This window comes from Acinetobacter sp. NCu2D-2, from assembly GCF_001647675.1.
GTDB lineage: Bacteria > Pseudomonadota > Gammaproteobacteria > Pseudomonadales > Moraxellaceae > Acinetobacter.
In genome coordinates this window covers 589095-612349 of sequence record NZ_CP015594.1, presented here as the reverse complement: position 1 = coordinate 612349, position 23255 = coordinate 589095, and the positions used below count along the sequence as shown (strand labels likewise).

16 protein-coding genes, 1 other RNA gene and 1 pseudogene are annotated in these 23255 nt (G+C 40.6%); 9 read left to right on the top strand and 9 right to left on the bottom strand.

Features of this window, described 5'->3' with window-relative positions:
• Window positions 1–16 precede the first annotated feature (16 nt).
• A complete protein-coding gene (locus A3K93_RS02835) occupies window positions 17–748 on the top strand; it encodes a Fic family protein (protein ID WP_067728749.1) in 732 nt (243 codons plus the stop codon).
• Window positions 749–1097: 349 nt separating this feature from the next.
• Window positions 1098–2030, top strand: a pseudogene (locus A3K93_RS02830) (IS5-like element IS17 family transposase).
• Window positions 2031–2170: 140 nt separating this feature from the next.
• On the opposite strand, the gene A3K93_RS02825 reads toward A3K93_RS02830, so the two are convergent.
• The 3 genes from A3K93_RS02825 to A3K93_RS02815 form a co-directional block, all read right to left on the bottom strand.
• The gene (locus A3K93_RS02825) at window positions 2171–3199 is read right to left on the bottom strand and encodes a methionine synthase (RefSeq protein WP_005267229.1); all 1029 of its coding nucleotides are present in this window, start codon (window positions 3197–3199) and stop codon (window positions 2171–2173) included.
• 42 nt (window positions 3200–3241) lie between these two features.
• Window positions 3242–4240 carry a putative oxygenase MesX gene (locus A3K93_RS02820; RefSeq protein ID WP_067728746.1) on the bottom strand — a complete coding sequence of 333 codons (999 nt, stop codon included), beginning with the start codon at window positions 4238–4240 and terminating at the stop codon, window positions 3242–3244.
• A gap of 353 nt (window positions 4241–4593) precedes the next feature.
• Window positions 4594–5895 carry an MFS transporter gene (locus A3K93_RS02815; RefSeq protein ID WP_067728744.1) on the bottom strand — a complete coding sequence of 434 codons (1302 nt, stop codon included), beginning with the start codon at window positions 5893–5895 and terminating at the stop codon, window positions 4594–4596.
• Between the two features lie 443 nt (window positions 5896–6338).
• Between A3K93_RS02815 and A3K93_RS02810 the strand changes: the two genes are divergently transcribed.
• A complete protein-coding gene (locus A3K93_RS02810; RefSeq protein WP_067728742.1) occupies window positions 6339–7007 on the top strand; it encodes an epoxyqueuosine reductase QueH in 669 nt (222 codons plus the stop codon).
• A 13-nt stretch (window positions 7008–7020) separates the two neighbouring features.
• Here A3K93_RS02810 and A3K93_RS02805 read toward each other — a convergent pair.
• A protein-coding gene (locus tag A3K93_RS02805) for an IS3 family transposase (protein ID WP_099337213.1) occupies window positions 7021–8159 on the bottom strand; the annotation gives its coding sequence in 2 pieces (ribosomal slippage) (window positions 7021–7901 and window positions 7901–8159; 1140 coding nt in all).
• A 276-nt stretch (window positions 8160–8435) separates the two neighbouring features.
• Between A3K93_RS02805 and A3K93_RS02795 the strand changes: the two genes are divergently transcribed.
• Window positions 8436–9038 carry an HAD family hydrolase gene (locus tag A3K93_RS02795; protein WP_067728738.1) on the top strand — a complete coding sequence of 201 codons (603 nt, stop codon included), beginning with the start codon at window positions 8436–8438 and terminating at the stop codon, window positions 9036–9038.
• 517 nt (window positions 9039–9555) lie between these two features.
• Window positions 9556–10725, top strand: a complete 1170-nt coding sequence (locus A3K93_RS02790) for a site-specific integrase (protein ID WP_067728736.1) — start codon at window positions 9556–9558, stop codon at window positions 10723–10725.
• A 96-nt stretch (window positions 10726–10821) separates the two neighbouring features.
• On the opposite strand, the gene ssrA is transcribed toward A3K93_RS02790, so the two are convergent.
• Window positions 10822–11181, bottom strand: a transfer-messenger RNA (tmRNA) gene (ssrA, locus tag A3K93_RS02785).
• Window positions 11182–11311: 130 nt separating this feature from the next.
• Between ssrA and glpK the strand changes: the two genes are divergently transcribed.
• Window positions 11312–12796: a glycerol kinase GlpK gene (gene glpK / locus A3K93_RS02780; RefSeq protein ID WP_067728734.1), complete on the top strand. Its 1485-nt coding sequence runs from the start codon at window positions 11312–11314 to the stop codon at window positions 12794–12796.
• A 63-nt stretch (window positions 12797–12859) separates the two neighbouring features.
• Here the strand turns inward: glpK and A3K93_RS02775 are convergent, their stop codons facing one another.
• The 3 genes from A3K93_RS02775 to A3K93_RS02765 form a co-directional block, all read right to left on the bottom strand.
• A complete protein-coding gene (locus A3K93_RS02775) occupies window positions 12860–14386 on the bottom strand; it encodes a DHA2 family efflux MFS transporter permease subunit (RefSeq protein WP_067728732.1) in 1527 nt (508 codons plus the stop codon).
• 5 nt (window positions 14387–14391) lie between these two features.
• Window positions 14392–15537 (bottom strand): HlyD family secretion protein, encoded by a 1146-nt coding sequence (locus tag A3K93_RS02770; protein ID WP_067728725.1) that lies wholly within the window; start codon window positions 15535–15537, stop codon window positions 14392–14394.
• Between the two features lie 293 nt (window positions 15538–15830).
• A complete protein-coding gene (locus A3K93_RS02765; protein WP_067728723.1) occupies window positions 15831–16322 on the bottom strand; it encodes a thioesterase family protein in 492 nt (163 codons plus the stop codon).
• 105 nt (window positions 16323–16427) lie between these two features.
• Here A3K93_RS02765 and hemB point away from each other — a divergent pair, with 105 nt between their 5' ends.
• Window positions 16428–17441 (top strand): porphobilinogen synthase, encoded by a 1014-nt coding sequence (gene hemB / locus A3K93_RS02760; protein WP_067728721.1) that lies wholly within the window; start codon window positions 16428–16430, stop codon window positions 17439–17441.
• Between the two features lie 57 nt (window positions 17442–17498).
• On the opposite strand, the gene A3K93_RS02755 is transcribed toward hemB, so the two are convergent.
• Window positions 17499–17954 (bottom strand): ABZJ_00895 family protein, encoded by a 456-nt coding sequence (locus A3K93_RS02755; RefSeq protein WP_067728720.1) that lies wholly within the window; start codon window positions 17952–17954, stop codon window positions 17499–17501.
• A gap of 426 nt (window positions 17955–18380) precedes the next feature.
• Here A3K93_RS02755 and A3K93_RS02750 point away from each other — a divergent pair, with 426 nt between their 5' ends.
• Both A3K93_RS02750 and A3K93_RS02745 read left to right on the top strand, forming a co-directional pair.
• Window positions 18381–19631, top strand: a complete 1251-nt coding sequence (locus A3K93_RS02750; RefSeq protein WP_067728717.1) for an exonuclease SbcCD subunit D — start codon at window positions 18381–18383, stop codon at window positions 19629–19631.
• Between the two features lie 9 nt (window positions 19632–19640).
• Entirely contained in the window at window positions 19641–23240 is a 3600-nt protein-coding gene (locus A3K93_RS02745; RefSeq protein WP_067728716.1) for an AAA family ATPase, read from the top strand.
• Window positions 23241–23255: the final 15 nt, after the last annotated feature.

Sequence of the window (23255 nt, the reverse complement as noted above, 5' to 3'; positions counted from 1 at the left end):
ATTCAGGGATAAGATCATGTTTGAAAGTATTGATGATTTGAAAACAAAGTTAGATCAGCATCGCCCTCTTTCACCTGCAATTGTAAAAAATCTACAAGAAGACCTTATTCTACGTTGGACATATCACTCAAATGCGATCGAAGGCAATACACTTACCTTACTTGAAACAAAAGTTGTCCTAGAAGGTATCACTGTCGGTGGCAAAGCATTACGAGAACATTTTGAGGCGGTCAACCATAGAAATGCTATCTACTATGTTGAAGATATTATTCGAAAAGAAGAACCTTTCTCTGAATGGCAGATTCGAAATATTCACCAACTCATTCTAAAAAATATTGATGATGAAAATGCAGGTCGCTATCGTCAACAAAATGTTTTAATTTCAGGTGCTACAACTACGCCACCAGACTATACGCTGCTAAATGACAAGATGGCCCAGTTAATCAATTGGTATAACACGGAAGCACATAAGCTTCATCCTATAGAACGTGCTGCTAAAGTACATGCGGATTTTGTAGGTATCCATCCATTCATTGATGGCAATGGACGTACATCACGTCTATTAATGAATCTCGAATTACTTAAAGCGGGTTATCCACCATGTGTTATCACTGTTGAAAATCGCTTGGCCTACTATGAAGCTTTAGATCAATGGATGGCTTATGGCAAAACTGATGCTTTTATTCAATTGGTTTCCGAAGCTGTATTAGCAGGGTTTAAACCGTATCAGGTTGTATTAGCTATTTAGTAAAGCTTGTACCTTAGCTTGATGGCTAGCATCTCAACTGAAAATTGCATCTAGAATCATCTGCAAAATAAACTCAATAAAAAGTGCTGAATCTGAATTATCCAATTAGTTTCTGGATACTGTTTAGAAGGATTTAAGATATAGCAGACCGTTCGAAATTTTTAAAATTAAAGGGAGTATTAATATTCCATAATATTCCCTTTAATACTTTACTAAATAAAAAAAATCTATAATTATCTAAAGTTCAATTTAATTATAAACTTTAAGTATTATTTAACTTCAATCAGTTCTACTTGGCTTTGTTGCACAAACCTATCTGTAAAGGCTTTTTCAGCGATATAATTTTCAAATGAAGAAGCCTACACACAAAATCTACCGCACTACCAATTGGCCCGCATATAACCAAGCACTCATGAGTCGCGGAAATATTGCCATTTGGTTTGATCCTGCTACGCAATGGTATGCTCCATCAAAAGGCAAACAAGGGCGAAATCAAACCTACTCCGACGCAGCTATCCAATGCTGCTTAATGATTAAATCCTTATTCCGTCTATCTTTACGTATGGTCACTGGCTTTGTGCAAAGTCTGATTAAACTTTGCGGATTAAATTGGACCGCACCAGATTACAGTACGCTTTGTAGAAGACAAAAGCATATTGATATTGCAATCAGCTACCAAAAAAGTAGCGATGGGCTGCATCTACTCGTAGACTCTACAGGCATGAAGTTTCTAGGTGAGGGCGAATAGAAACGCAAGAAACATGGAGCTGAATATCGTCGCCAATGGCGTAAACTACATATTGGTATAGATGCCAAAACCCTACAAATACGCGCTATTCAGCTCACAACCAATAATGTCAGTGATTCACAGGTGCTTGGTGATTTACTTAATCAGATTCCACAAGATGAGCAGATTGACTCTGTTTATACCGATGGAGCTTATGACACCAAGCAATGCCGTCAGGTTATTGCAGATCGGCAAGCACATGCGGTGATTCCACCTAGAAAAAATGCGAAACCATGGAAAGATACAAAAAGTAGCTCGCTAGAGCGAAATGAATTACTTCGAACAGTTAAACGTTTAGGCAGGACATTATGGAAAAAATGGTCAGGCTATCATCGCCGCAGTTTGGTGGAAACCAAGATGCATTGCATCAAATTATTAGGCGATAAATTAATGGCAAGAAGCTTTCCTAGTCAGGTGAATGAAATTCATGCACGTGTAGCAGTCCTCAACAGATTTACGGAATTAGGTCGACCACTTACCCAAGTTACGCCTTAAATTTGGCTCAATTAGGGGCGCTTTGCATTTCAAATCTTTGTGCAACAAAGCCTCTCAAATGTATAATCAAGTGCTTTTGCTTAGAACAGGACAAATGATTCAGTAAGCATTTACCCTGCTAAGCATCAAACTGCGTTTGATTAAGCCTCTAATTCTCTACGAACAATGGCTGCACCTGCACTTAGGGCTTCAAGCTTGCCACGTGCAACTTGGCGAGAAAGTGGCGTCATACCACAGTTGGTTGAAGGATAGAGTTTGTCAGCATCTACAAACTGCAATGCTTTACGCAAAGTATTTGCCACGTCTTCAGCCGTTTCAACCTGATTGGTTGCCACATCAATTGCCCCAACCATGACTTTTTTGCCACGAATCAGTTCAATTAAATCCATCGGTACACGTGAGTTTTGGCACTCTAACGAAATGATATCTACCTTTGACTTTTGTAATTTAGGGAATGATTCTTCATACTGACGCCATTCATTACCCAAGGTTTGTTTCCAATCCGTATTTGCCTTGATGCCGTAGCCATAGCAAATATGCACAGCGGTTTCACATTTGAGTCCTTCAAGCGCACGCTCTAAGGTCGGAATACCCCAGTCATTTACTTCATCAAAGAACACATTAAATGCAGGCTCATCAAACTGAATAATGTCGACTCCTGCTGCTTCAAGCTCTAACGCTTCTTGGTTAAGAATTTTAGCAAACTCCCAAGCCAATTTTTCACGACTCTTGTAGTGACCATCGTAAAGTGTATCAATCATGGTCATCGGACCAGGAAGCGCCCATTTAATTGGTTGATTGGTTTGGCTGCGCAAGAATTTCGCATCATCTACAAACACGGCTTTTTTACGAGAAACTTCACCCACAACCGACGGTACGCTTGCTTCATAACGATTACGAATACGCATGGTTTCACGCTTTTCGAAATCCACCCCTTCAAGATGCTCAATGAAGGTCGTTACGAAGTGCTGACGGGTTTGTTCACCGTCACTTACGATATCAATACCAGCAGTGACTTGCTCATGTAATGATAATTTTAACGCATCACGTTTAGCTTCAAGAAGTTCTTCGCCTTCAAGTTTCCATGCTGACCATAATTTTTCAGGTTCAGCGAGCCATGACGGTTTCGGTAAGCTGCCTGCTGTTGATGTTGGTAATAAAATAGCCATGTCTAATCTTCTTTCTTTAAATTCGTCTATCAATACAATGGATTAAGCCGCTTGGTCTTGCTGAGCATTTTCAATTTTAAAATTCGCAGCCCACTCGTCCAAAATGTCTTTATACGGTTTGATGAAGTTTTCTTCTGTCCACTTACCTTGTTTCACCGCCAATTCACCACGTTCAACACGGTCATAAACAATACGTGTCAGTGAGTAATCGCCATAGCTCAAGCTTGGTTGATATTCCACACCTGCCGGAGAGTTGGTATTGTAAATTTCAGGACGGTAGATTTTTTGGAAGCTTTCCATAGTCGCAATCGCACTGATCAATTCAAAATCAGTGTAGTCACGAAGTAGATCGCCTGCACAGTAGAAAGCTAATGGTGCATTCGCGCCTTGAGGCTTAAAGTAACGAACGCTTAAGCCCATTTTGGCAAAGTAGGCATCAGTACGTGAGTAATCATCATTGGTGTATTCGACACCGAGTACTGGATGAACGTTAGCTGTTTGGTAATAAGTTTTTGTTGTAGAAACACTTAAACAAATAACAGGATTGTTTCTAAATTCTGTTTTAAATACTTCAGAGTTCACTAGATGTAAATATAACTTGCCATGCAAGTCTCCAAAATCTTCAGGCATCTCATTAAACTTACAGCCTAATGCAGGAAGCACAACACTAAAGTCATAATCACGAACATAAGAAGAAAAACTGTTTCCGATCATGCCTTCAATGCGCTGATTGGTTTTATGATCAATGATGGTGCTTTTTAGTGTTTCAATAAATGGGAAGGTTTGACCGTTGCCCTCAATATCAATCTCTGCAGAAATAATATCGATCTCAAGTGAATAGCGATCGCCTTTTGGATTGTCGACTGTAGCCAAACTATTAAAACGATTGTTGATCATCGCAAGTGTACGACGCAGGTTTTCTTGGCGGCTTTCACCACGGGCCAAGTTAGCAAAATTCGTGGTTAAACGTGTATTGTTTGCTGGTTCATAGTTTTCATCGAAACGAATGCGTTTGATTGAACATGCAAATTTCTGACTCATGGAGATTGCCACCTAAAAAATTTTACAAAATCTAAATTTCTGAATGGCTTTATTTAAACGTGAATCATAAAATGAGTAAAACGATATAAATTCAGGATGAGATGAGTAAATCTCATGTTGGTGTTTTTTTAACATGCAATGGATGAGATCGCCTCATCAAATATCCATATTGAAAGATCAAGTGTTGGACACGTATTAAATAGAAATCGAATGCATCTGTATATCGATACAATGATGAACATTTAATGATGAGAAAACGAGTTGGGATAAGGTGTATCTGAGTTGTGGGCTTATTCATTTTAAAATATACGATTGAATAAGCCCGAAATTGAGCATCATGTGCAATAAAACAATCAGCTCATAATGTTTTCATTTTTTGTTTCACGAATACACATGAAAGCACATAGAGAAACACCTGCCGCGATAGATAAATAATATCCCACAGCATGCAAACCATAATTTTGAGCCAATTGAGTTGCAATCAAAGGGGCAAATGATGCGCCTAAAATACTACCAAAATTATAAGACAAGGCTGTTCCTGTATATCGAACTGAAACAGGGAAAATTTCAGACAAAATGGTCCCAAGTGGTCCATAAGTTAAGCCCATAATACTTAAACCAAGGCACAGGAACACCAATACTGATAATACGTTATCAGCAACAAAAAATGTTGAGAAGAACAATCCAAAGATCATGGTCAGAATACAAATGGCAATGGATGTTATTTTTCTACCAAACTTCTCAGCGGATAATGCAGAGATAGGAATACACAGACCAAAACACACTGTTGCAATCAGTTGGATTTTTAAAAAAGTATCTCGACTATACCCTAATGCGGTTGTCCCCCAATTCAATGCAAATATCGTCATCAAATAAAATACAACCAAGGTACATACTGTCGCCAACATACCCAATACCACTTTTCCAATATGTTTGGTGAGCACATCCTTCAAAGGTACTTTAACTGCTGATTGCTTGTTTAAAACATTTTGAAAAGCTGGAGATTCGTGTAGTTTTAATCGAATATATAAGCCAACAAATACTAGCAATGCACTTGCAATAAACGGAATTCGCCAGCCCCATTGCATAAAGGCTTCATCTGATAAAAATGCACCTAATAATAAAAATGAGCTTGCCGCAAGAATAAAACCAATTGGAGAACCGAGCTGTGGGAACATGCCATACCATGCACGTTTACCCTTTGGTGCATTTTCTGTGGCGAATAATACCGCACCACTCCACTCGCCACTCAAACCAAGCCCTTGCCCTAAACGACACAATGCTAACAAGATGGGTGCAGCCACACCAATTTGTGCATGGGTCGGTAATAGTCCGATGCAAACTGTAGAAATCCCCATTAATAGCAATGCAGAAACGAGTGTGGCTTTACGGCCAATTCGATCACCAAGATGTCCAAAAATAATAGCGCCAATTGGACGTGCGATAAATGCAATTGAAAAAGTGGCTAAAGATTGCAGTAATGCGGCACTACCACTACTTTCAGGGAAAAATAAATGCGGGAAAACCAGTACAGCAGCCGTGGCATAAATATAAAAGTCGAAAAATTCAATTGTTGTACCTACCAGACTCGCAAATAAAACACGTGTTTTAGAATTTGGATTGACCGTGGAGGTGTTGTGTTCTACATATTCCATGAAAGACCATCATCATTCGATAAAAAATCAAAAGATATAAATAAGTCGGCTCTCATTTATATTTGTACAAAAAAAATGATGACGGCTTAGATATACACTGAACAAAATATGTTTAGAACCCGATTCAATTTTTTTATGACTTTTAGCGAAATTTAAGTATTCAAATTAATGAGCTATTTTTAGCTTTTCCAAAGAAAAAATAGCTCAGCCTTCAATTTTAAAATTTGGCTTCATTCAATTGATTTGTTTAAGCTCTAATCATATTTCACCAGTGCAATTTATACCCACACCAATACATGAGTAAAACGATATTTCCTCACCAAAAGATGAATTTAATTCACAACTTACATCCTGAAGATCACTCATTTAAACATGAGCAAAAATCACCTTAACCATGAGATTAGATTGTTAAGATGTAGGGTTTAGATTTAAGCCCTATTTCCATGTCAAATAAACTTGAACGTCAAAAACTGACTCTCCCAGAAGGTCATGACAAACTCCTGCTTCACTCCTGCTGTGCGCCGTGCTCAGGTGAAGTGATGGAAACCTTGATTGAATCAGGTATCGACTTTTCAATCTTTTTCTATAACCCTAACATTCACCCGATAAAAGAATATGAAATTCGTAAGGAAGAAAATATTCGCTTTGCCGAAAAACATAATATCCCTTTTATCGACTGTGATTACGATACTGACAATTGGTTTGCACGTGCCAAAGGTATGGAAAATGAACCTGAGAAAGGCATCCGTTGTACCATGTGCTTTGATATGCGTTTTGAGCGTACAGCTTTATATGCAGCCGAAAATGGCTTCAGTCTAATAAGTAGCTCGCTTGGTATTTCCCGTTGGAAGAACATGCAGCAGATTAATGACTGTGGTCATCGTTCTGCTTCACATTACCCAGGCATTACCTATTGGGATTACAACTGGCGTAAAAATGGTGGTGCTGTTCGTATGCTCGAAATCAGCAAGAAGGAAGAGTTCTACCAACAAGAATATTGTGGCTGTGTCTATTCCTTGCGCGACACCAACCGTTGGCGTATGAGCCAAGGTCGTGAACGGATTAAATTAGGTGTGAAATTCTATTCGAATGGACTGCTCCCAGTATCCTAGACACGAGACGGCCTCATTTTGAAGCTGCCTCAAAGGCTTCCGGACTCATCCCATCGAGATGCGAATGACGCCTGATTCGATTGTAAAACATCTCGATGTAATCAAATACATCTGCACGAGCCATTTCTCGTGTTTTATAGATCCTCTTTTTAATTCTTTCCTTCTTCAAGCTGCTAAAAAAGGATTCAGCAACAGCATTGTCCCAACAGTTTCCACGACGACTCATACTCGGAACTAAATTATGCTTCTGACAGAATTTCTGCCAGTCTCCGCTACTGTATTGTGAGCCTTGGTCTGAGTGTATGATCACAGGTTCATTGGGTCTGCGTCGCCATACCGCCATTAAAAGTGCATCCAAAACGATATCCTTGGCAAGCGTAGGTTTCATTGACCAACCGATGACTTTTCTCGAATATAAATCGAGAACCACAGCCAGATATAACCAGCCTTGCCAGGTGCGGATGTAGGTAATATCAGTCACCCAAGAGGTATCCGGTGTGTTTACAACAAATTCTCGATTTAAATGGTTAGGTGGCACAATCTGAGGACGACCACGACCATAGCTTTTATGCTTCTTATATCCTCGAACAGCGGCAATACCATTGTGCTTCATGATCTTCAGCACACGATTAGGTCCACAGCTTTCACCTAGCTCTTTAAGATCCAGCGTAATGCGACGATAACCGTAGATGCCATAACTGGCATCATAAGAAGAACGGATGAGCTGTAATAACCGCTTATCTTCAATAGTCCTGCCTGATTCGGGTTCATGCAACCAAGCATAGTAGCCAGCACGAGCAATCTTAAGAACCCGACACATCGTTTTAATCTTAAATTGATGGCTGTATTCCAGGATAAACTGATACTTTACTCGGGCAGGCTTGCAAAGTACCTTGCGGCCTTTTTTAGAATATCCCGTTCCTCTTCAGTTTGTTTGAGCTGACTTTTAAGGCGAAGGATTTCTTTCTTTGCTTCGAGTAGTTCATGTTCATCAGGGTTGTTGCGTAAAGGCTGTACGGCCTTTAGCCATTTATAAATGCTGTGCTGTGATACACCTAAACGTTCTGCCACATCGGTGACAGAATATCCACGTTCAGTAATCAATTTAACAGCTTCATCTTTAAATTCTGGGGTGTATCGTTGTCCACTCATAATGTTCTCTCCTATGCAAAAAGAATAGACGAAATTTGTCTAGGAGAGTGGTGGCAGTCCACATCCGTAAAGCCGCTCATCTCAGAGACCAACTAGGACACTTAAAAATACTTTGGCATTCACCTGAACAGATAGGTTTGAATTTAAGTTAATCAAATAAAGCAGAAAGTTCAGTTCGCCCTCCTCTTTAAATGATTCTGACTTAAATTTTGATGAATAAAAGAGTTGATATAAAACGCTAGACCATTTGCTTAAACTTTTAATGAGATAAGAATAGTGAGTAAACGACCTTATAAAGCAGTAGCCTTTGATGTTTTTGGAACGCTAATTGAAATTAAAAATAGCCAATCACCTTATAAAAAAATGATGAAATGGCTTAAACAACAAGGGCGAAAACCACAACCAAATGATGCTGCGATGATCATGTCGCTAGATGGCAATTTTGAGACAATCGCTTCTTATTTCGGTTATCAACTACCCGCTCCCTTGTTAGCTGAAATGAACAACGATCTTCAAAATGATTTAAAGCATATGCATGCTTTTGAAGATTCAATTCCAACGCTCATTGAACTTAAAAATCTAGGATACAAATTGGCGATCTGCTCCAATGCAGCGACGCCTTATGGTGAAAGAGCACAAAGCATACTTCCGCTTTTAGATGCCTATGCATGGAGTTTCAAGGTAGGCACCCATAAGCCTGATTCGATGATATATCAATACTTTTTAAATCAATTGCAATGCCACCCCAATGAAGTTCTGTTCATTGGTGATACTCAAATTGCTGATGTGGATGGGCCTCAAAATTTAGGAATGTCTGCACAAATTATTGATCGTAAAAGTGGTGAAAAGCTTGCCAACGTTCTCAAGGCGTTTATTTAAAAAATTAAAAAAAGTAAGTCATTTTTAAATTTTTTTAAGCTGATTCAATAGATACCAAATATGGTACTTAACTCATGGTATTTAGAATTTAAGTACCAAATCTTGTACCTAATAGACAGGGTTAAATGGTCAATTAAACGCGATTAAGAATGATTTATTTATTTCATAAATTTTAAAAATAACCATTTTTTTGAAGTTTTAAACAAAACGAGTTCTAAAAAAATTTCATGTGATAAGTTTTTCACATGACGATTTATGACTAGGAAAATTTATGCTTAGCCATGAATAATTTTTAAAATCAGCTCAACTGGCTAAGTAATTTTATGCAAAACGAAATTTTAGATGTTCTTTTAGAGCTAGGGCTTACACCTGTCGATTGGGTAGATGCTTCAGTGTTCTCAAAACTCACAGGCATTGAAGAACAAAAGTTGACCCATCGACGAAAAAATTGGCCACAAGATCTAGTTTGGACAAAACAAGATGGAAATATCTATTACTCACTGAGAGGTTATAACCAATGGCTGACAGAGCAGACGAAAAAGCGTTACCACCTGGTGTCCGAATTAGAGATGGCGCCATCGAAATCAATTTCAGCGTTAAAAAACAACGCTATTTCATCACGCTCCCCCACCCGCCAACTGCGGAAGGGATTCGTACAGCCGCTAAAATTAAAAGTGATTTAAAAACCAAAGCTAAATGGGGAATTTTGACTGAAGCTGATATTTCAAAGGTAAAAGGTATTGAAATTCCTGAAAACAATCCAGCAGATGAAGAACAAGTTCTATTTCAAGATATGGCTCAAAAGTTCCTAAAATTTTCAGGTGCGAATAAAGATTCTAAAAATGGTTATCGTAAGATTTTAGAGTTTCACTGGATGCCTTATTTCGCTTTGACACCTATCTCAAATATCACGACCGAAGATATTGAGGAAGTCATTATCGATCGTGATTTTCAAATAGCTAAGACTTTTAATAACTGCGTAACTCCTCTACGAGGGGTATTTGAATTGGCTGTTAAGCATAATCAGATTTCTGCAAACCCTATGAATAAAATTAAGAATCGTAAGGTCCAGGTTGAAACACCGGATCCCTTCACACGCAAGGAGATGGAAACCTTATTGGCTTGGCTCGATAAAAGCTTGCATGATGAGGACAAATTTTACCGCTGGTATTTTGAATTTGCCTTTTGGACTGGCTGTAGGCCTTCAGAAATGATTGCTCTCAGAGAAAGCGATATCGATTGGTTCAATGGCACATTCAAAGTTAACAAAAGCCGTGTACGTGGTTTAGAAAAAAAGGTGACAAAAACACATACGTCTCGAGAAGTATATCTGAATGAACGATCAACTCTGGCTTTGAAAGCTTTGCTTCAATTTAAAAAGGATCAAGGCTACCAAACAGACTATGTGATGCTATGTCCTAAGACTAAGGAACCCTTCTTTAATGAAAAACCACCTAGAGAGCGTCTTGTAGAAGCGATGAAAGCGTGTTCTATACGTCACCGCCCTGCATACAATGCAAGGCATACTTATGCGACGATGTTGCTCATGGATGGCGTCAATCCAATGTTTGTAGCCGATCAACTTGGACATAGCCTACAAATGCTGATCAAACGCTATACAAAATGGTTGCACGGGGATAAAAATAAGCAAGAAATTGCGAAACTTAGCGTAGCACGTACAGCCTAAACTTTGAAATCAAAAGCTCTTGGAATAAAAAATGTGGCAAATATGTGGCAATAAAAAAGCCACTTAATATAAGTGGCTGATTTATAACAAGAATTTTGGTGGAGATGGCGGGAGTTGAACCCGCGTCCGCCAGCATTACGCCCCAGAATACTACATGCTTAGATATCGTCTATTGTTTTAGCTCCTTGTGACCCGACGAACAGGGTACAAGTCGCGATCCTCTTAATTTAGTACGAAACCCCGAGGCTTGATTTCATACGGACTTGTGTGCGTTCGCTTCAGTCGGGACCCCTAACCACAAGTATTCAGGGATGCGGACAAGCTGCCCTTAGGCAGCTAGAGCGTAAGATTCGTCGTTTGCGACTATAAAAATGCAAATTTGATTTACGAGAGAAAATGCGCTCTCGGCATGCATCTATGAGTTTCATCACCAGCGTCGAAGCCAGAAACATCCCCAAAGTACAGAGCAATCATAGCATAACTGATAAAAAATACGATGCATTTTCTACACAATTAAACTTTTGAATGCGTTTAATTACATAATTGCGCTAATATTTTCAAATTCAAGTCTTCTAATAGAAAAAATATGAGTTATTTACTCGCCCTCGACCAAGGTACCACCTCAAGTCGCGCGATCATCTTTAATGAACATGGACAAGTTCAAGCCACAGCACAGCGTGAAACCCACATTCAAACCCCACAGTCAGGATGGGTCGAGCAAGATGCACTCGAAATATGGTCAACACAAATTGCGGTTGTCCAACAAGCATTGGCTACTGCCAATATTTTAGCCAAAGATATCAAAGCTATTGGCCTCACCAACCAACGTGAGACCACAGTCGTTTGGGACAAACGAACAGGTAAACCGCTTGCGCCTGCCATTATTTGGCAAGACCGTCGTGCGGTGGATTGGTGTAATAACCTCATTCAAAAAAACCTGCAAGATAAAATTCAGCACACCACCGGCTTACGTATTGATCCCTATTTTAGTGCCGGAAAATTGGTTTGGCTGCTAGAGCACATTGACGGTTTACGAGCGCTTGCTGAACAAGGACATGTGGCGTTTGGTACAGTCGATAGTTGGTTGGTGTGGAACCTGACTCAAGGTGCTGAGCATATTATTGAAGCGAGTAATGCCGCTCGTACCATGCTGATGAACCTCAAAACACATCAATGGGATGATGAACTGCTTGAGCTGTTTAATATTCCGCGCGCTGTTTTACCTAAAATTATCAGTTCGGACAGTTATGTGGCGGATACTGCTACAGGTTTGCTCGGTGCCAATATTCCAATTACCGGTATTTTAGGGGATCAGCAATCCGCGCTATTTGGGCAATCCTGTTTTGAAGTGGGTACGGCTAAAAATACCTATGGCACCGGCTGTTTCATGCTGTTTAATACCGGTCTTGATGTGCAACTGAGTCAAAACAAACTGCTCTCTACCCTTGCATGGCAAGCGCAACAACAAACCACTTATGCACTCGAAGGCAGTGTGTTTATGGCAGGTGCAGTGGTGCAATGGCTACGCGATGGCTTAGGTATTATTCAAAAAAGTGCCGATGTCGAAAAACTTGCCTGTAAAGTGCATGACACTGACGGCGTTGTACTTGTGCCTGCCTTTACCGGACTTGGTGCACCGCATTGGGATAGCGAAGCACGTGCACTCATGTGCGGCATGTCACGTGGCACGACTAAAGCTCATATTGCCCGCGCTGCTTTAGAGTCTATTGCCTTTCAAGTGTCTGACGTGTTAACTGCCATGCAAAATGATATTGCACAGCCCTTAAAAGAATTGCGTGTTGATGGTGGTGCAAGCAGTAATGATATGTTGATGCAATTCCAAGCCGATATCTTAAATGTACCGGTGCTGCGTCCAAAGATGTTGGAATCTACCGCTTGGGGCGCTGCGGCCATGGCAGGTTTGCGTTCAGGTGTATTTTCAAATTTAGATGAAATTGCGCAATCTTGGCAGCTTGAACGCGCCTTTGAACCGCAAATGCAATCCGATGAGCGTGAAGCCCATTTAGCAAAATGGCAAACCGCTTTAAAACGCGCCAAATCTGATCTTTAATCTTCACCTCTCATTAAAAAAACCGCTGATTGGTCAGCGGTTTTTAATTGCCCTATTTTACAATTAATGCGAAGGCATACCACCAACGCCTGCTTGTGGCCGTGGTGCCAACCATACAATGAATGCCGCAAATAAAAATACCAACGCCAAAATCAAAAACAGATGATTGGCTGAAAGTGTTAACGCTTCTTTATCGACTAAACTTGAGATATAACCCAACGCGCCATCCGCGCTCATACCTTGATTCATTAAAGCTGTTTGCGTTTCGTCCACATGCAGTTTACCGACCAATTCACTGCGCGCCACTTTACTGTGATCATCCCAAATGGTGACCGCAATCGAGGCGCCAATCGCGCCTGCCATAGTTCTTAAGAAGTTCATCAGACCTGCGGCAGATGCCATTTCCTGTGGCTGTACTGAAGCGAGTGCCATATTTGATAGTGGAATAAAGAAAAATGGCACTGCAAAACCTTGCAAAATTTGTGGCCAAGCCAAGGCCATAAAGTCTGCATCTGAGGTCCAAAAGGCACGCATTAATGTAACTACGGCAAGTAAGCTCAAACCAAAAGTGGCAAGAATCCGCTGATCATATTTGGTCGCCATCTTCGCCACAATCGGTGACATCAGCAGACTGCCAAAGCCCATAGTCGCGGTCAAATAGCCTGCCCATGTGGCGGTATAACCCAAGTTGATTTGCACCCATTGCGGAATCAGCACAATACTTGAAAAGAATGCCCCAAAAGCAAAGGCAAGCGATAACACCGCGAAAGTAAATCCGCGATATCTAAATATTTTGATATCGACAATCGGATTACGTTCGGTCAATTCCCAAATGGTAAAGATGATTAAGCCGACCAAAGCAATCACAGCAAGGCTGCCAATAAATGGGCTGCTAAACCAATCACGTTCATGACCTAAATCAATCATGAGCTGTAATGCACCAATCCAAAGGATTAGCAGTGCCAATCCGCCTTTATCAATCTTTAATTTATTGATTGCAGTTTCCGCAGGTTTGAGCATTTTGAGCGCAGCTAAACCACAGAAAATACCCACCGGAATATTGATAAAGAAAATCCAATGCCACGATAAATTATCACTGATGGTACCGCCTAAGATTGGTCCTAGAATCGGTCCCACCACGGTAGTCATCGCCCACATACCCATGGCTTGAGATTGCTTTTCAGGTGGGAAAATGCGGAGCAGCAAGGTTTGACTAAGCGGCATAATCGGACCACCAAACAGCCCCTGCCCAATGCGGCAAAACACCAACATCTCTAAACTTGTCGACAGCCCGCACAATATTGAAAAAATGGTAAAGCCAAGCAAGCACACACCGAATAGACGTACACTGCCAAAACGCCCTGCAAGCCATCCGGTTAATGGCACACAAATCGCTTCAGCGACTGCGTAGGAGGTAATTACCCATGTGCCTTGCGAACTTGAGACCGCAAGGCTACCGGTAATATGCGGCACAGAAACATTGGCAATGGTCATGTCGAGCACGACCATAAAATTGGCAAGTGCAAGCACGAAGGCTGCGAGCATGAGTTTGCCGCCGCTTAAATTCCCATATGGAACGTAATGATTCATAGGAATTACTTCGTAAAGTGAATATCAGCTTCCATCGACAAACCCACACGCAGTGGATGCTCAGCAAGTTCTTTTGGATCAAGCTGAATACGAACCGGCAAACGCTGCACCACTTTAATCCAATTGCCTGTAGCATTTTGCGCCGGAATCAATGCAAATGCTGAACCTGTGCCACCTGAGAAACCGACCACAGTACCGTGATACACCACTGATTTACCATACAAGTCCGATGTCAGTTCTGCTTTTTGACCGACACGCACTTTTTCAAGTTGGCTTTCTTTAAAGTTAGCATCGACATACAGTTGATGGGTTGGGACCACCATCATTAAAACAGTTCCCGGAGCAACACGTTGTCCTACTTGAATAGAACGACGTGAAATAATGCCATCCAACGGCGCTTTAATTTCGGTGCGTTCCAAATCAAGCAATGCTTGTTTCAGTTTCGCTTGTGCAATTAAGACATCCGGAGTGGAGTTTTCATTGGCGCCTTGAATCAATGCTTCATTGGCAGCCAAATTACTTTGTGCCGCCTTTTGACTTGAACGCGCTTGAGCCAAGCCTGCCTGAGCTAAGTCATAGCCGGCTTTCGCATTGTTTAAAGTACTTTGTGCGGTGGTAAGTTCTTCTTTAGAAATTGCTCCGGTGGCGCTGAGTTTTTCACGACGACTTAAATCTTCTTGAGCTTTGTCTAGCACGGCTTTAGCCTGTGCGACTTGTGCTTCCGCACTTCGAATTGCATCACTGCTGACGCCAATTTGTGAGCTAAGTGCACCGCTGTTTGCCGAAGTTTGTTTATATTGACGCTGTGCTTTAATTAATTCAGCTTTGGCTTGAGCAACGGCAATTTCTGCATCTCGGGCATCAATACGCGCTAAAACATCCCCTTTTTTAACCTGCTGCGTATCACTGACAAGTACCTCTTGCACCTGTCCACTGACCATCGAGGTAATTGAGGCTGTTTCTGCCCCCACATAGGCATTTTCAGTGCTGACCGAGTTGTTCAGAAAGAATTTCCAAATCGCAAATAAAATGGCGGCCAAGATCAAAATAAAAAAGACAAGACTTAAGGCTTTTTTACGCTTTTGTTTCAGTGCCTGATCCTGCGCTTGCTCGGATGCTGAATCTGCGGTGGGCTGTTGCACATCTGTCATTGATTTTATCCTAAATCAAATAGACACGTTCATACGGCATCTTGGCTTTTCATTTGAAAATGTGAAAAAGCGTGTATATGGTGTCGCAGTAGCGGTCTTTTATTCTTCAAAATTTGTGGCATTTTATAAGCAAAATATCGCCACTTGAGAATAAAAATGTAACTTAGCGGTTTAAATTAAAAGATAACTGATGAATTATTAATCTTTAAGTTGAATCTTCAAACTTATTCAGCACCATAAAACAAAAAAGATGATCTGAGATCATCTTTTTCGGTATCGGTTTTTATTCAGCGTTAATACGCATATGAAGCAATGGCAGTGGCAATAGATTTACCTTCATCATTGATCAAAGTCATACGCATGGTGCAACCTTTACGTCCTAAACGCAGTGTTTCAGCACGTGCAGTAAAGTATTGTCCGCGACCCGGTGCCAAATAATCGACACGCATATCCACCGTTGCAAGGCGTGATACTTTCTTGCTCGTTTCTTCCAATTCTTCCGGTTTAGCCTTTTTATACAGCTCACCCATCGCGGTAATACCGCCAATACTGTCTAAAATGGTCGCAGCCACACCACCATGTAAAATTTGATAAGCAACATTACCAATCAAATCATTTTTCATGTGTACAAATGCTTCAATTTGCCCATCGACAACACGCATTTGCATGCCGCAATACGCATAAAAGGGAGAACCATTAAAAGCGTCGCATAACTTATTGAATAACACGTCCAGATCCGAGCTTAAATCAATATTGCCTGTCCACGTTGTCTCTGCTTGCGTCATAGTCTGCTCGAATTACCATCATTGAAAAAAAATAGTGAGATTTGCCCTAAAAGCAAATTACGGCATTACAATAGCCATAGTTTAATACTGATCAATGAGATTTTTATGACCTATACGTTCAATCGTCCCGCGTTTCCTGCCACTCGCATGCGTCGTATTCGTAAAAATGAACACTTACGTTCTATGGTTCGTGAAACGCATCTGACGACAGATCATCTCATTTATCCTGTATTTGTTTTGCCAGGTCAAAATCAAACACAAGATATTCCAAGTATGCCGAATGTTCAGCGTTTATCTGCGGACTTACTTGTGAAAAAAGCCGAGCGTTTACTTGAACTTGGCGTATCAAAACTTGCCTTATTCCCGGTTACACCACAAGAAGACAAAAGTCTCAATGCTGAAGCAGCTTGGCGTGAAGATGGTTTGGTTCAAAACACTGTACGCTTATTGAAAAAAGAATTACCTGAAATGGTGCTCATTACCGATGGTGCCCTCGACCCGTATACCACACATGGTCAAGATGGGATTTTGGATGACACCGGTTATGTGCTGAACGATGAAACCGTTGAAGCGCTGATTAAACAAGGTTTAAGTCATGCTGAAGCCGGTGCTGATATTTTTGCACCAAGTGACATGATGGACGGCCGTATTGGCGCTATTCGCCAAGCCTTTGAAGCGAATGGTTTTATCTACACCAATATCATGGCGTATTCAGCAAAATATGCTTCTAGCTTCTATGGACCATTCCGTGATGCGGTTGGCTCTACCTCTAACCTCAAAGGTGGCAATAAATACAATTACCAAATGGATATCGGTAACCGTGCTGAAGCATTACATGAAATTGCGCTCGATATTCAAGAAGGTGCAGACATGGTGATTGTCAAACCAGGTATGCCTTATTTAGATATTGTGCGTGAAGTCAAAGATAACTTCGGTATTCCAACGTTTGTTTATCAAGTGAGTGGCGAATATGCGATGCTTGCAGGTGCAATTCAAAATGGTTGGCTGTCTGACAGCGTGATTATTGAATCCCTAATGTCATGCCGCCGTGCCGGTGCAGATGGGATTTGGACCTATTTCGCAGAAGAAGCTGCATTGAAGTTAAAAGAAATGGCTTAAATCTTATAATTTAAAAATAAAACAGCAGATCGAAAGATCTGCTTTTTTATTGCTTGATTAGTTCTCTGAGAACATTTTATTCGCCATACGCTTGGCTTGCGGCCCGTAAAACCAGAATGTAATGATATAAAAGGGAATCATGAACAGGAGCAGTTTTGACAGCAGTAAGAATTGGAAATCCGGATTCAATGCTTGCTGGCGCCATAGTTCAATCACATTGGGCACATTTAAATTAAACAGCAGTGGGCCAAATACTGCGAATATATAATTATATAAAAAGAAGATCACCACAAGGAGCAAACTAAAGCGATTTCTTTCCTGCACTGTTGGTGCTCGCTGTTCTTTTTTCAAAAAAAAGAAAAGAACCCATATCATTGCAAGCAAATACGGGAATGCTGTTAAAAGCTCTCCAACAACATTGGGTAAAAGCCCTGCAAGAATGCCGGCCAGCATGGTCAACAAAACTAAGTAAATGAAAAACCTTATAAAATATTTAATCATATTGTAGGTCATATGCCTAAAAGCAGCTTGAGTAGGTTCAGTATAAAAAAAAATGAGTTTTTTTTCATTTTCTTGTCAACCAATCCACGATTGCTGACGTTATATAGGGTACAAGGTTAGTAAATTTGTACCGGCATCCACAATACACTGACCTTAGCTAAAGCAATAAGTCTCGTGCGCTTTGAAAATTTTGTATAGCAGCCGAAATTTTCAACTTACACGAATTTGACCGACGATTTACCATCACTCGAATCGTCGGTCTTTATTTTTTGGGTGTTTTATCTCATTTTCAAGCCTTGCTCTATACGTTTAATTATTTTTAATTTTATTTGAATTCTTATAACGACAAGTTCAGTCGTAAATACTTAACTTTCACTAGATTTTAACGCACAATTTTTTCTATAGTAAGCAAGCGATTTTAGCTTGGGGCTTGAGGACATGGCAGTTCATTTTTTACATACATCCGATTGGCATTTGGGACAATTTTTCCATAACCACGATCGTGAATTTGAACATGCACAATTTCTGAATTGGCTTTTAGAACAAATTAAACAAAAACAGCCCAATGCCCTGCTGATTGCCGGTGATATTTTCGATGTCATCAATCCTGCTTCAGGTGCTCAAAAACAGCTTTATCAATTTCTTGCTGATGCACATGAAACCGCGCCATATATGCAAACCTTAATGATCGCGGGAAATCATGACTCGGGCTATCGAATAGAACAAGTCGAACCACTGTTAGAAAAATTTAACGCTAAAGCCGTCGGTGTAATTGGTCGCCAAAGTGAAAATACGCTCGATCTAGATCGTCTACTTATTCCAATTTATGATGCTGAGAATCGTATTGTAGCGTGGTGTCTGACCTTACCGTATTTACGCAGCGCAGAAATCACAGGACTCAATGAACACACCACCAATAATCAAAATGCAATTGCTTACTTACATCAACAGTTAATTCGTGAAGCCAAAGAACGTAAGCAACCAGATCAGGCTTTGATATTGATGTCACATGCACATATGCAAGGTGGAGAAACTTCCGATTCAGAACGCCCAATTATTGTGGGTAATGAGGAAGCATTATCGACAGCGTTGTTTGATGATGTCATTGATTATGTGGCACTCGGGCATTTACATAAACCTCAACAAGTCGGTCAACCACATATCCGCTATAGTGGTTCACCTATTCCCCTGTCTTTTAGTGAAATTAACTATAAACATCAAGTTGTTCAAGTTAAGATTGACCCTCAATTAAATGATAATCAACGTTTTCAATTTGAAGCCTTAACCATTCCCCGCACTGTAGGCTTAGTTCGTATTCGTGAAGAATTAGTGAATTTAATTGAAACGATTAAAGCCTTGCCAAGTGGTGAAATTGAGCAGCTTTGTGCGCGGGATTTTCTTGAAATTGAATATACGACAGATGCCCCACCACCTGTTGATTTACGCCAGCAAATCGAACTCGCCTTGCCAGCAAATCGTTACCGTTTATTAAGAATTAGCCGAGTGTATCAAAAGCAAAATACCGAAGATGCACAGGCTTCAAAAATTGATTTAGAACCACCTACACCAGCTTCGCTGTTTGAAACAATTTGGTCAAAAATGGGCTATGAGCCTGATGCTTCAGTGCAACGTGACTTTCAACAGTTGCTCGCCGAAGCACAGCAAGACCTTGATGAAAAACAGGCTTAAGGATAGACCATGAAGATTTTACGATTAAGCCTAAATAATCTTGCATCTTTAGCAGGTACACATCATATTCATTTTGAACAAGCGCCATTAGCACATGCCGGACTAATTGCAATTACAGGTAAAACTGGTGCAGGTAAGTCAACACTGCTCGATGCCATGTGTTTAGCACTTTACAATGAAGTTCCACGACTTAAAGGTGCTGCAGGCAGTTTAAAAGATGCCGGCGGACAAGATATTTCCATTAAAGACTCTAAAAATATTTTACGTCGTGGCACAACCAATGGCTTTGCAGAACTTGAATTTATCGCACTTGATGGCAAACGTTATCAGGCACGTTGGGAAATACGGCGAGCACGGAATAAAGTAGATGGTAATTTAAAAGTTGAGCGTGCCATTACCTGCCTTGATGATCAGCGTGTTTTAAACCAAAAAATCTCAGAAGCTACCCCAATTATAGAAAAGCTAATTGGTCTCAGTTTTGAGCAATTTACCCGTGCCGTTCTCCTTGCTCAGTCCGAAGTCGGTGCATTTTTAAAGGCTAAAGACCATGAACGTGCCGACTTACTCGAATATCTAACCAATTCCCATATTTTTAGCTTGGTTAGTATTAAATCTGCAGAAAAATTTAGCCAGATTAAACAGCAACGCGCAGAACTTGAAAATTTAATTGGTCATATCGAAATTTTATCGGCTGAAGAAATTGAACAACTGTTGCAACAGCAAAAAGAATTTAGCTTAAAACTACAAAACTTAAATCAATCAGAAAAATTACTCGAAAATGAAAAAAAATGGCATTTAGATCGACATAAACTTTATGCAGATTTACATGCGAAAAAAGAAGTCTATGATGTGCAATTGGATGCTATGAATAAAGCTGCCCCACAGCAGCAGCTTTTGGAACAATTAGATGTATTCCAAGCCATTCGTAATCAGTTTGTACAATATGCACAGTTACTACCGCAGAAAGACAAGATTCAACACCAACATACGCAGTTTTTAGCTGAATTTGAAACACTCAAAACGCAGGTTGCACATGAGCAACAACAGTTCAAAACATTGCAACAGCAACAACAACAGTGGCAAGCAAGTTTTTTAAGTCTGAAACCACAGCTTGAACAGGGGCTTAAGCTTGATCATGACATTGAAGCGATTTCAGAACAGTATAAAAAATTAAATGCTGAGCAGGCGCAATTCCAGAATCAACGCTTAATGCCACTCGAACATCAAGTTCATAGCGCCCAGCTGTCTGTAAATCAAACACAGCAACAGTTACAGCAAATAATGAACCATCTGAAAGATTCAGATATTCTCAGCTGTTTTGATCAAGAGCCACAAGCCGCTCTGCAACGTATGGATGCTTATAACCAAAGTTATTCGCACATCAAGCAGAAATTCCCCGCTCAAATCGAAGTGCCTCTGGTTGATTTACAACGTTCAGCGGAACAACTTGATCAAACGATCCAACAATGGATGAAACAATTTGGCAGTCTTGAGCAGCTAGAAAATCAAGTTCAAACCCTTCGCCAAAAACGGCAAGAGCAACAGGAACGAAGTACCCAGCTCAGTCATATACAACAGCAACTTCAACAACTCACTGAACAATCCCAAGAACATCGAAATAATGAGATTCAACTTCAGGAGCAGCAACAACAGTTACTGACTTTGCAGCAAAATGAAAAATCCTTAGAACAAGAGGTTTCTGCACAGAAAGCCGCTTACCAGCAACTTGAACACATTTTCGAGCAACAGCGCTTGTTACATACGCAAAGTGTGCAAGATCTGCGTCTACAACTTAAGGCTGGCGAACCGTGTATGGTGTGTGGCAGTCACGATCACCCATTTGCAGAACAGCATGAGTTACTTGGACAAAACTTACATGCTTTACAAGAGCAGCAATTGCTACAATCAAAACAGCAGTTAGAAACATCGCTTCAAACACAACTTGAACAGCGTATTCAAAGCTCTAAATTAGCTGCGCTCATCGAACAGCAGCAGCAACGTTTGTTAGCAGATCAAAATTATATTCAAGCACAACAGAAGCTCATCACTGAGAAATTAGCAGCACTGAATATTCAGAGTTTGGCACAAACATTAAAGGATTTAAGCCAATGCTGTAAGCAAGAATTCGAGCTACTACAGCAAGAAATTAAACATGTTTCAGATCAAGAACAAAGTTTAAGTTCTAGTCTCAATCAATGGCGACAAAGCAGTGAACAGTACAATCAACTTTTATTGGTGAAGCAGCAGCGTGAACAACTTGAGCAGTTAATTTCACCAATTCAGAATGCATTATCGGCACACTACTCTGCTTCATCGGTTCAATCTTGGCTAAGTCCGATACGTTCTCAATTGCAGGCACGTATTGAACATTTAAAACAATACAAAGTCCTAGAGCAGCAGTGCCAAGATCATCAACAGGTGTTAGAGAAAAACCAATATCAACTGCTCGTAGAACAAAACATATATCAAGAGCTGAATCAGAAATTGGCGCATGTGATACAGCAAGGTAAGGAGTTACGCCAGCAACTTGCGGATTTGACTCAAAACTATGCGGGCAAAGTCTATCGTGTCGCAGCTGAATGGCGTCAAGAACTCGAAGTTGAAGCTAAAACACTTGAGCAAAATCTTGAGCAACAACGTCAACATGTACAGCGAACTGAAGCTCAATTGAATCAAGCAAATTTAAAGCTACAAGCCTTTGTGACGCAGCTTCAACAAATTGACCAACAGCTCGATGCTTATCAACAAGCCATACAGACATGGAAACTGGAGCATCCCTCTATAACTCAAGCGATGATTGATCAATGGCTTTCAATTGATTTAACTCAACACCAACAGTTACGCCAAAATTTAAACAATCAAAAGCAACTGTTGGAAAATGCGAAAACAGCTTGGCAGCTCCTTGAAGAGCAATATCAAGCTCATTTAAAACTTAAACCCGAACACGAATTTGAGCAAATTGAAGAAAAACTCAATACGCTCGTCGCTGAAAAATCCACTCTGCAAGATGCATTTAATGAGCTTGATGCAAAACTGCGTATGAATGCCAGCAACCAAGCCAATTACGCCAAATATCAAACTCAAATTGAACAAATCAAAGCTGAAGAATACCGTTGGGGACGTATTTACGATTTAATTGGGCATAAAGAAGGGACTAAATTCCAAAAAATTGCCCAAGAACATCATTTGGATATCTTGGTGGAATACGCCAATCAGCAATTACAACCACTTGCCCCGCGCTATCAGTTACACCGTATTCCTGACAGCTTAAGTTTGGCGATTATTGATCTCGACATGAATAGCGAAATCCGCCCTGTCTTGTCCTTATCAGGCGGTGAGACTTTCTTGGTGTCTTTAGCGCTTGCCCTAGCGATTGCCAATATGGCATCAGGCTCTATGAAACTGGAATCTCTATTCATTGATGAAGGTTTTGGTACGCTTGATCCTGCATCATTACATATGGTGATGAATGCACTCGATCATTTACAAAGCCAAGGTCGAAAAGTGGTGCTCATTTCCCACGTACAAGAGATGCATGAACGTATACCTGTACAGATTCAAGTCAAACCTGTCGGTGCAGGTGCAAGTCGCATTGAAGTGGTGGGATAGGCTGAGTATTGAGAA

Excerpts from the sequence above, each read along its gene's own strand:
- A3K93_RS02750 (WP_067728717.1), top strand. The coding sequence starts at position 18,381 with ATGGCAGTTCATTTTTTACATACATCCGATTGGCATTTGGGACAATTT.
- glpK (WP_067728734.1), top strand. The coding sequence starts at position 11,312 with ATGAGTTATTTACTCGCCCTCGACCAAGGTACCACCTCAAGTCGCGCG.
- A3K93_RS02835 (WP_067728749.1), top strand. The coding sequence starts at position 17 with ATGTTTGAAAGTATTGATGATTTGAAAACAAAGTTAGATCAGCATCGC.
- A3K93_RS02790 (WP_067728736.1), top strand. The coding sequence starts at position 9,556 with ATGGCTGACAGAGCAGACGAAAAAGCGTTACCACCTGGTGTCCGAATT.
- A3K93_RS02745 (WP_067728716.1), top strand. The coding sequence starts at position 19,641 with ATGAAGATTTTACGATTAAGCCTAAATAATCTTGCATCTTTAGCAGGT.
- hemB (WP_067728721.1), top strand. The coding sequence starts at position 16,428 with ATGACCTATACGTTCAATCGTCCCGCGTTTCCTGCCACTCGCATGCGT.
- A3K93_RS02820 (WP_067728746.1), bottom strand. The coding sequence starts at position 4,240 with ATGAGTCAGAAATTTGCATGTTCAATCAAACGCATTCGTTTCGATGAA.
- A3K93_RS02755 (WP_067728720.1), bottom strand. The coding sequence starts at position 17,954 with ATGACCTACAATATGATTAAATATTTTATAAGGTTTTTCATTTACTTA.
- A3K93_RS02810 (WP_067728742.1), top strand. The coding sequence starts at position 6,339 with ATGTCAAATAAACTTGAACGTCAAAAACTGACTCTCCCAGAAGGTCAT.
- A3K93_RS02815 (WP_067728744.1), bottom strand. The coding sequence starts at position 5,895 with ATGGAATATGTAGAACACAACACCTCCACGGTCAATCCAAATTCTAAA.
- A3K93_RS02775 (WP_067728732.1), bottom strand. The coding sequence starts at position 14,386 with ATGAATCATTACGTTCCATATGGGAATTTAAGCGGCGGCAAACTCATG.
- A3K93_RS02765 (WP_067728723.1), bottom strand. The coding sequence starts at position 16,322 with ATGACGCAAGCAGAGACAACGTGGACAGGCAATATTGATTTAAGCTCG.
- A3K93_RS02825 (WP_005267229.1), bottom strand. The coding sequence starts at position 3,199 with ATGGCTATTTTATTACCAACATCAACAGCAGGCAGCTTACCGAAACCG.
- A3K93_RS02770 (WP_067728725.1), bottom strand. The coding sequence starts at position 15,537 with ATGACAGATGTGCAACAGCCCACCGCAGATTCAGCATCCGAGCAAGCG.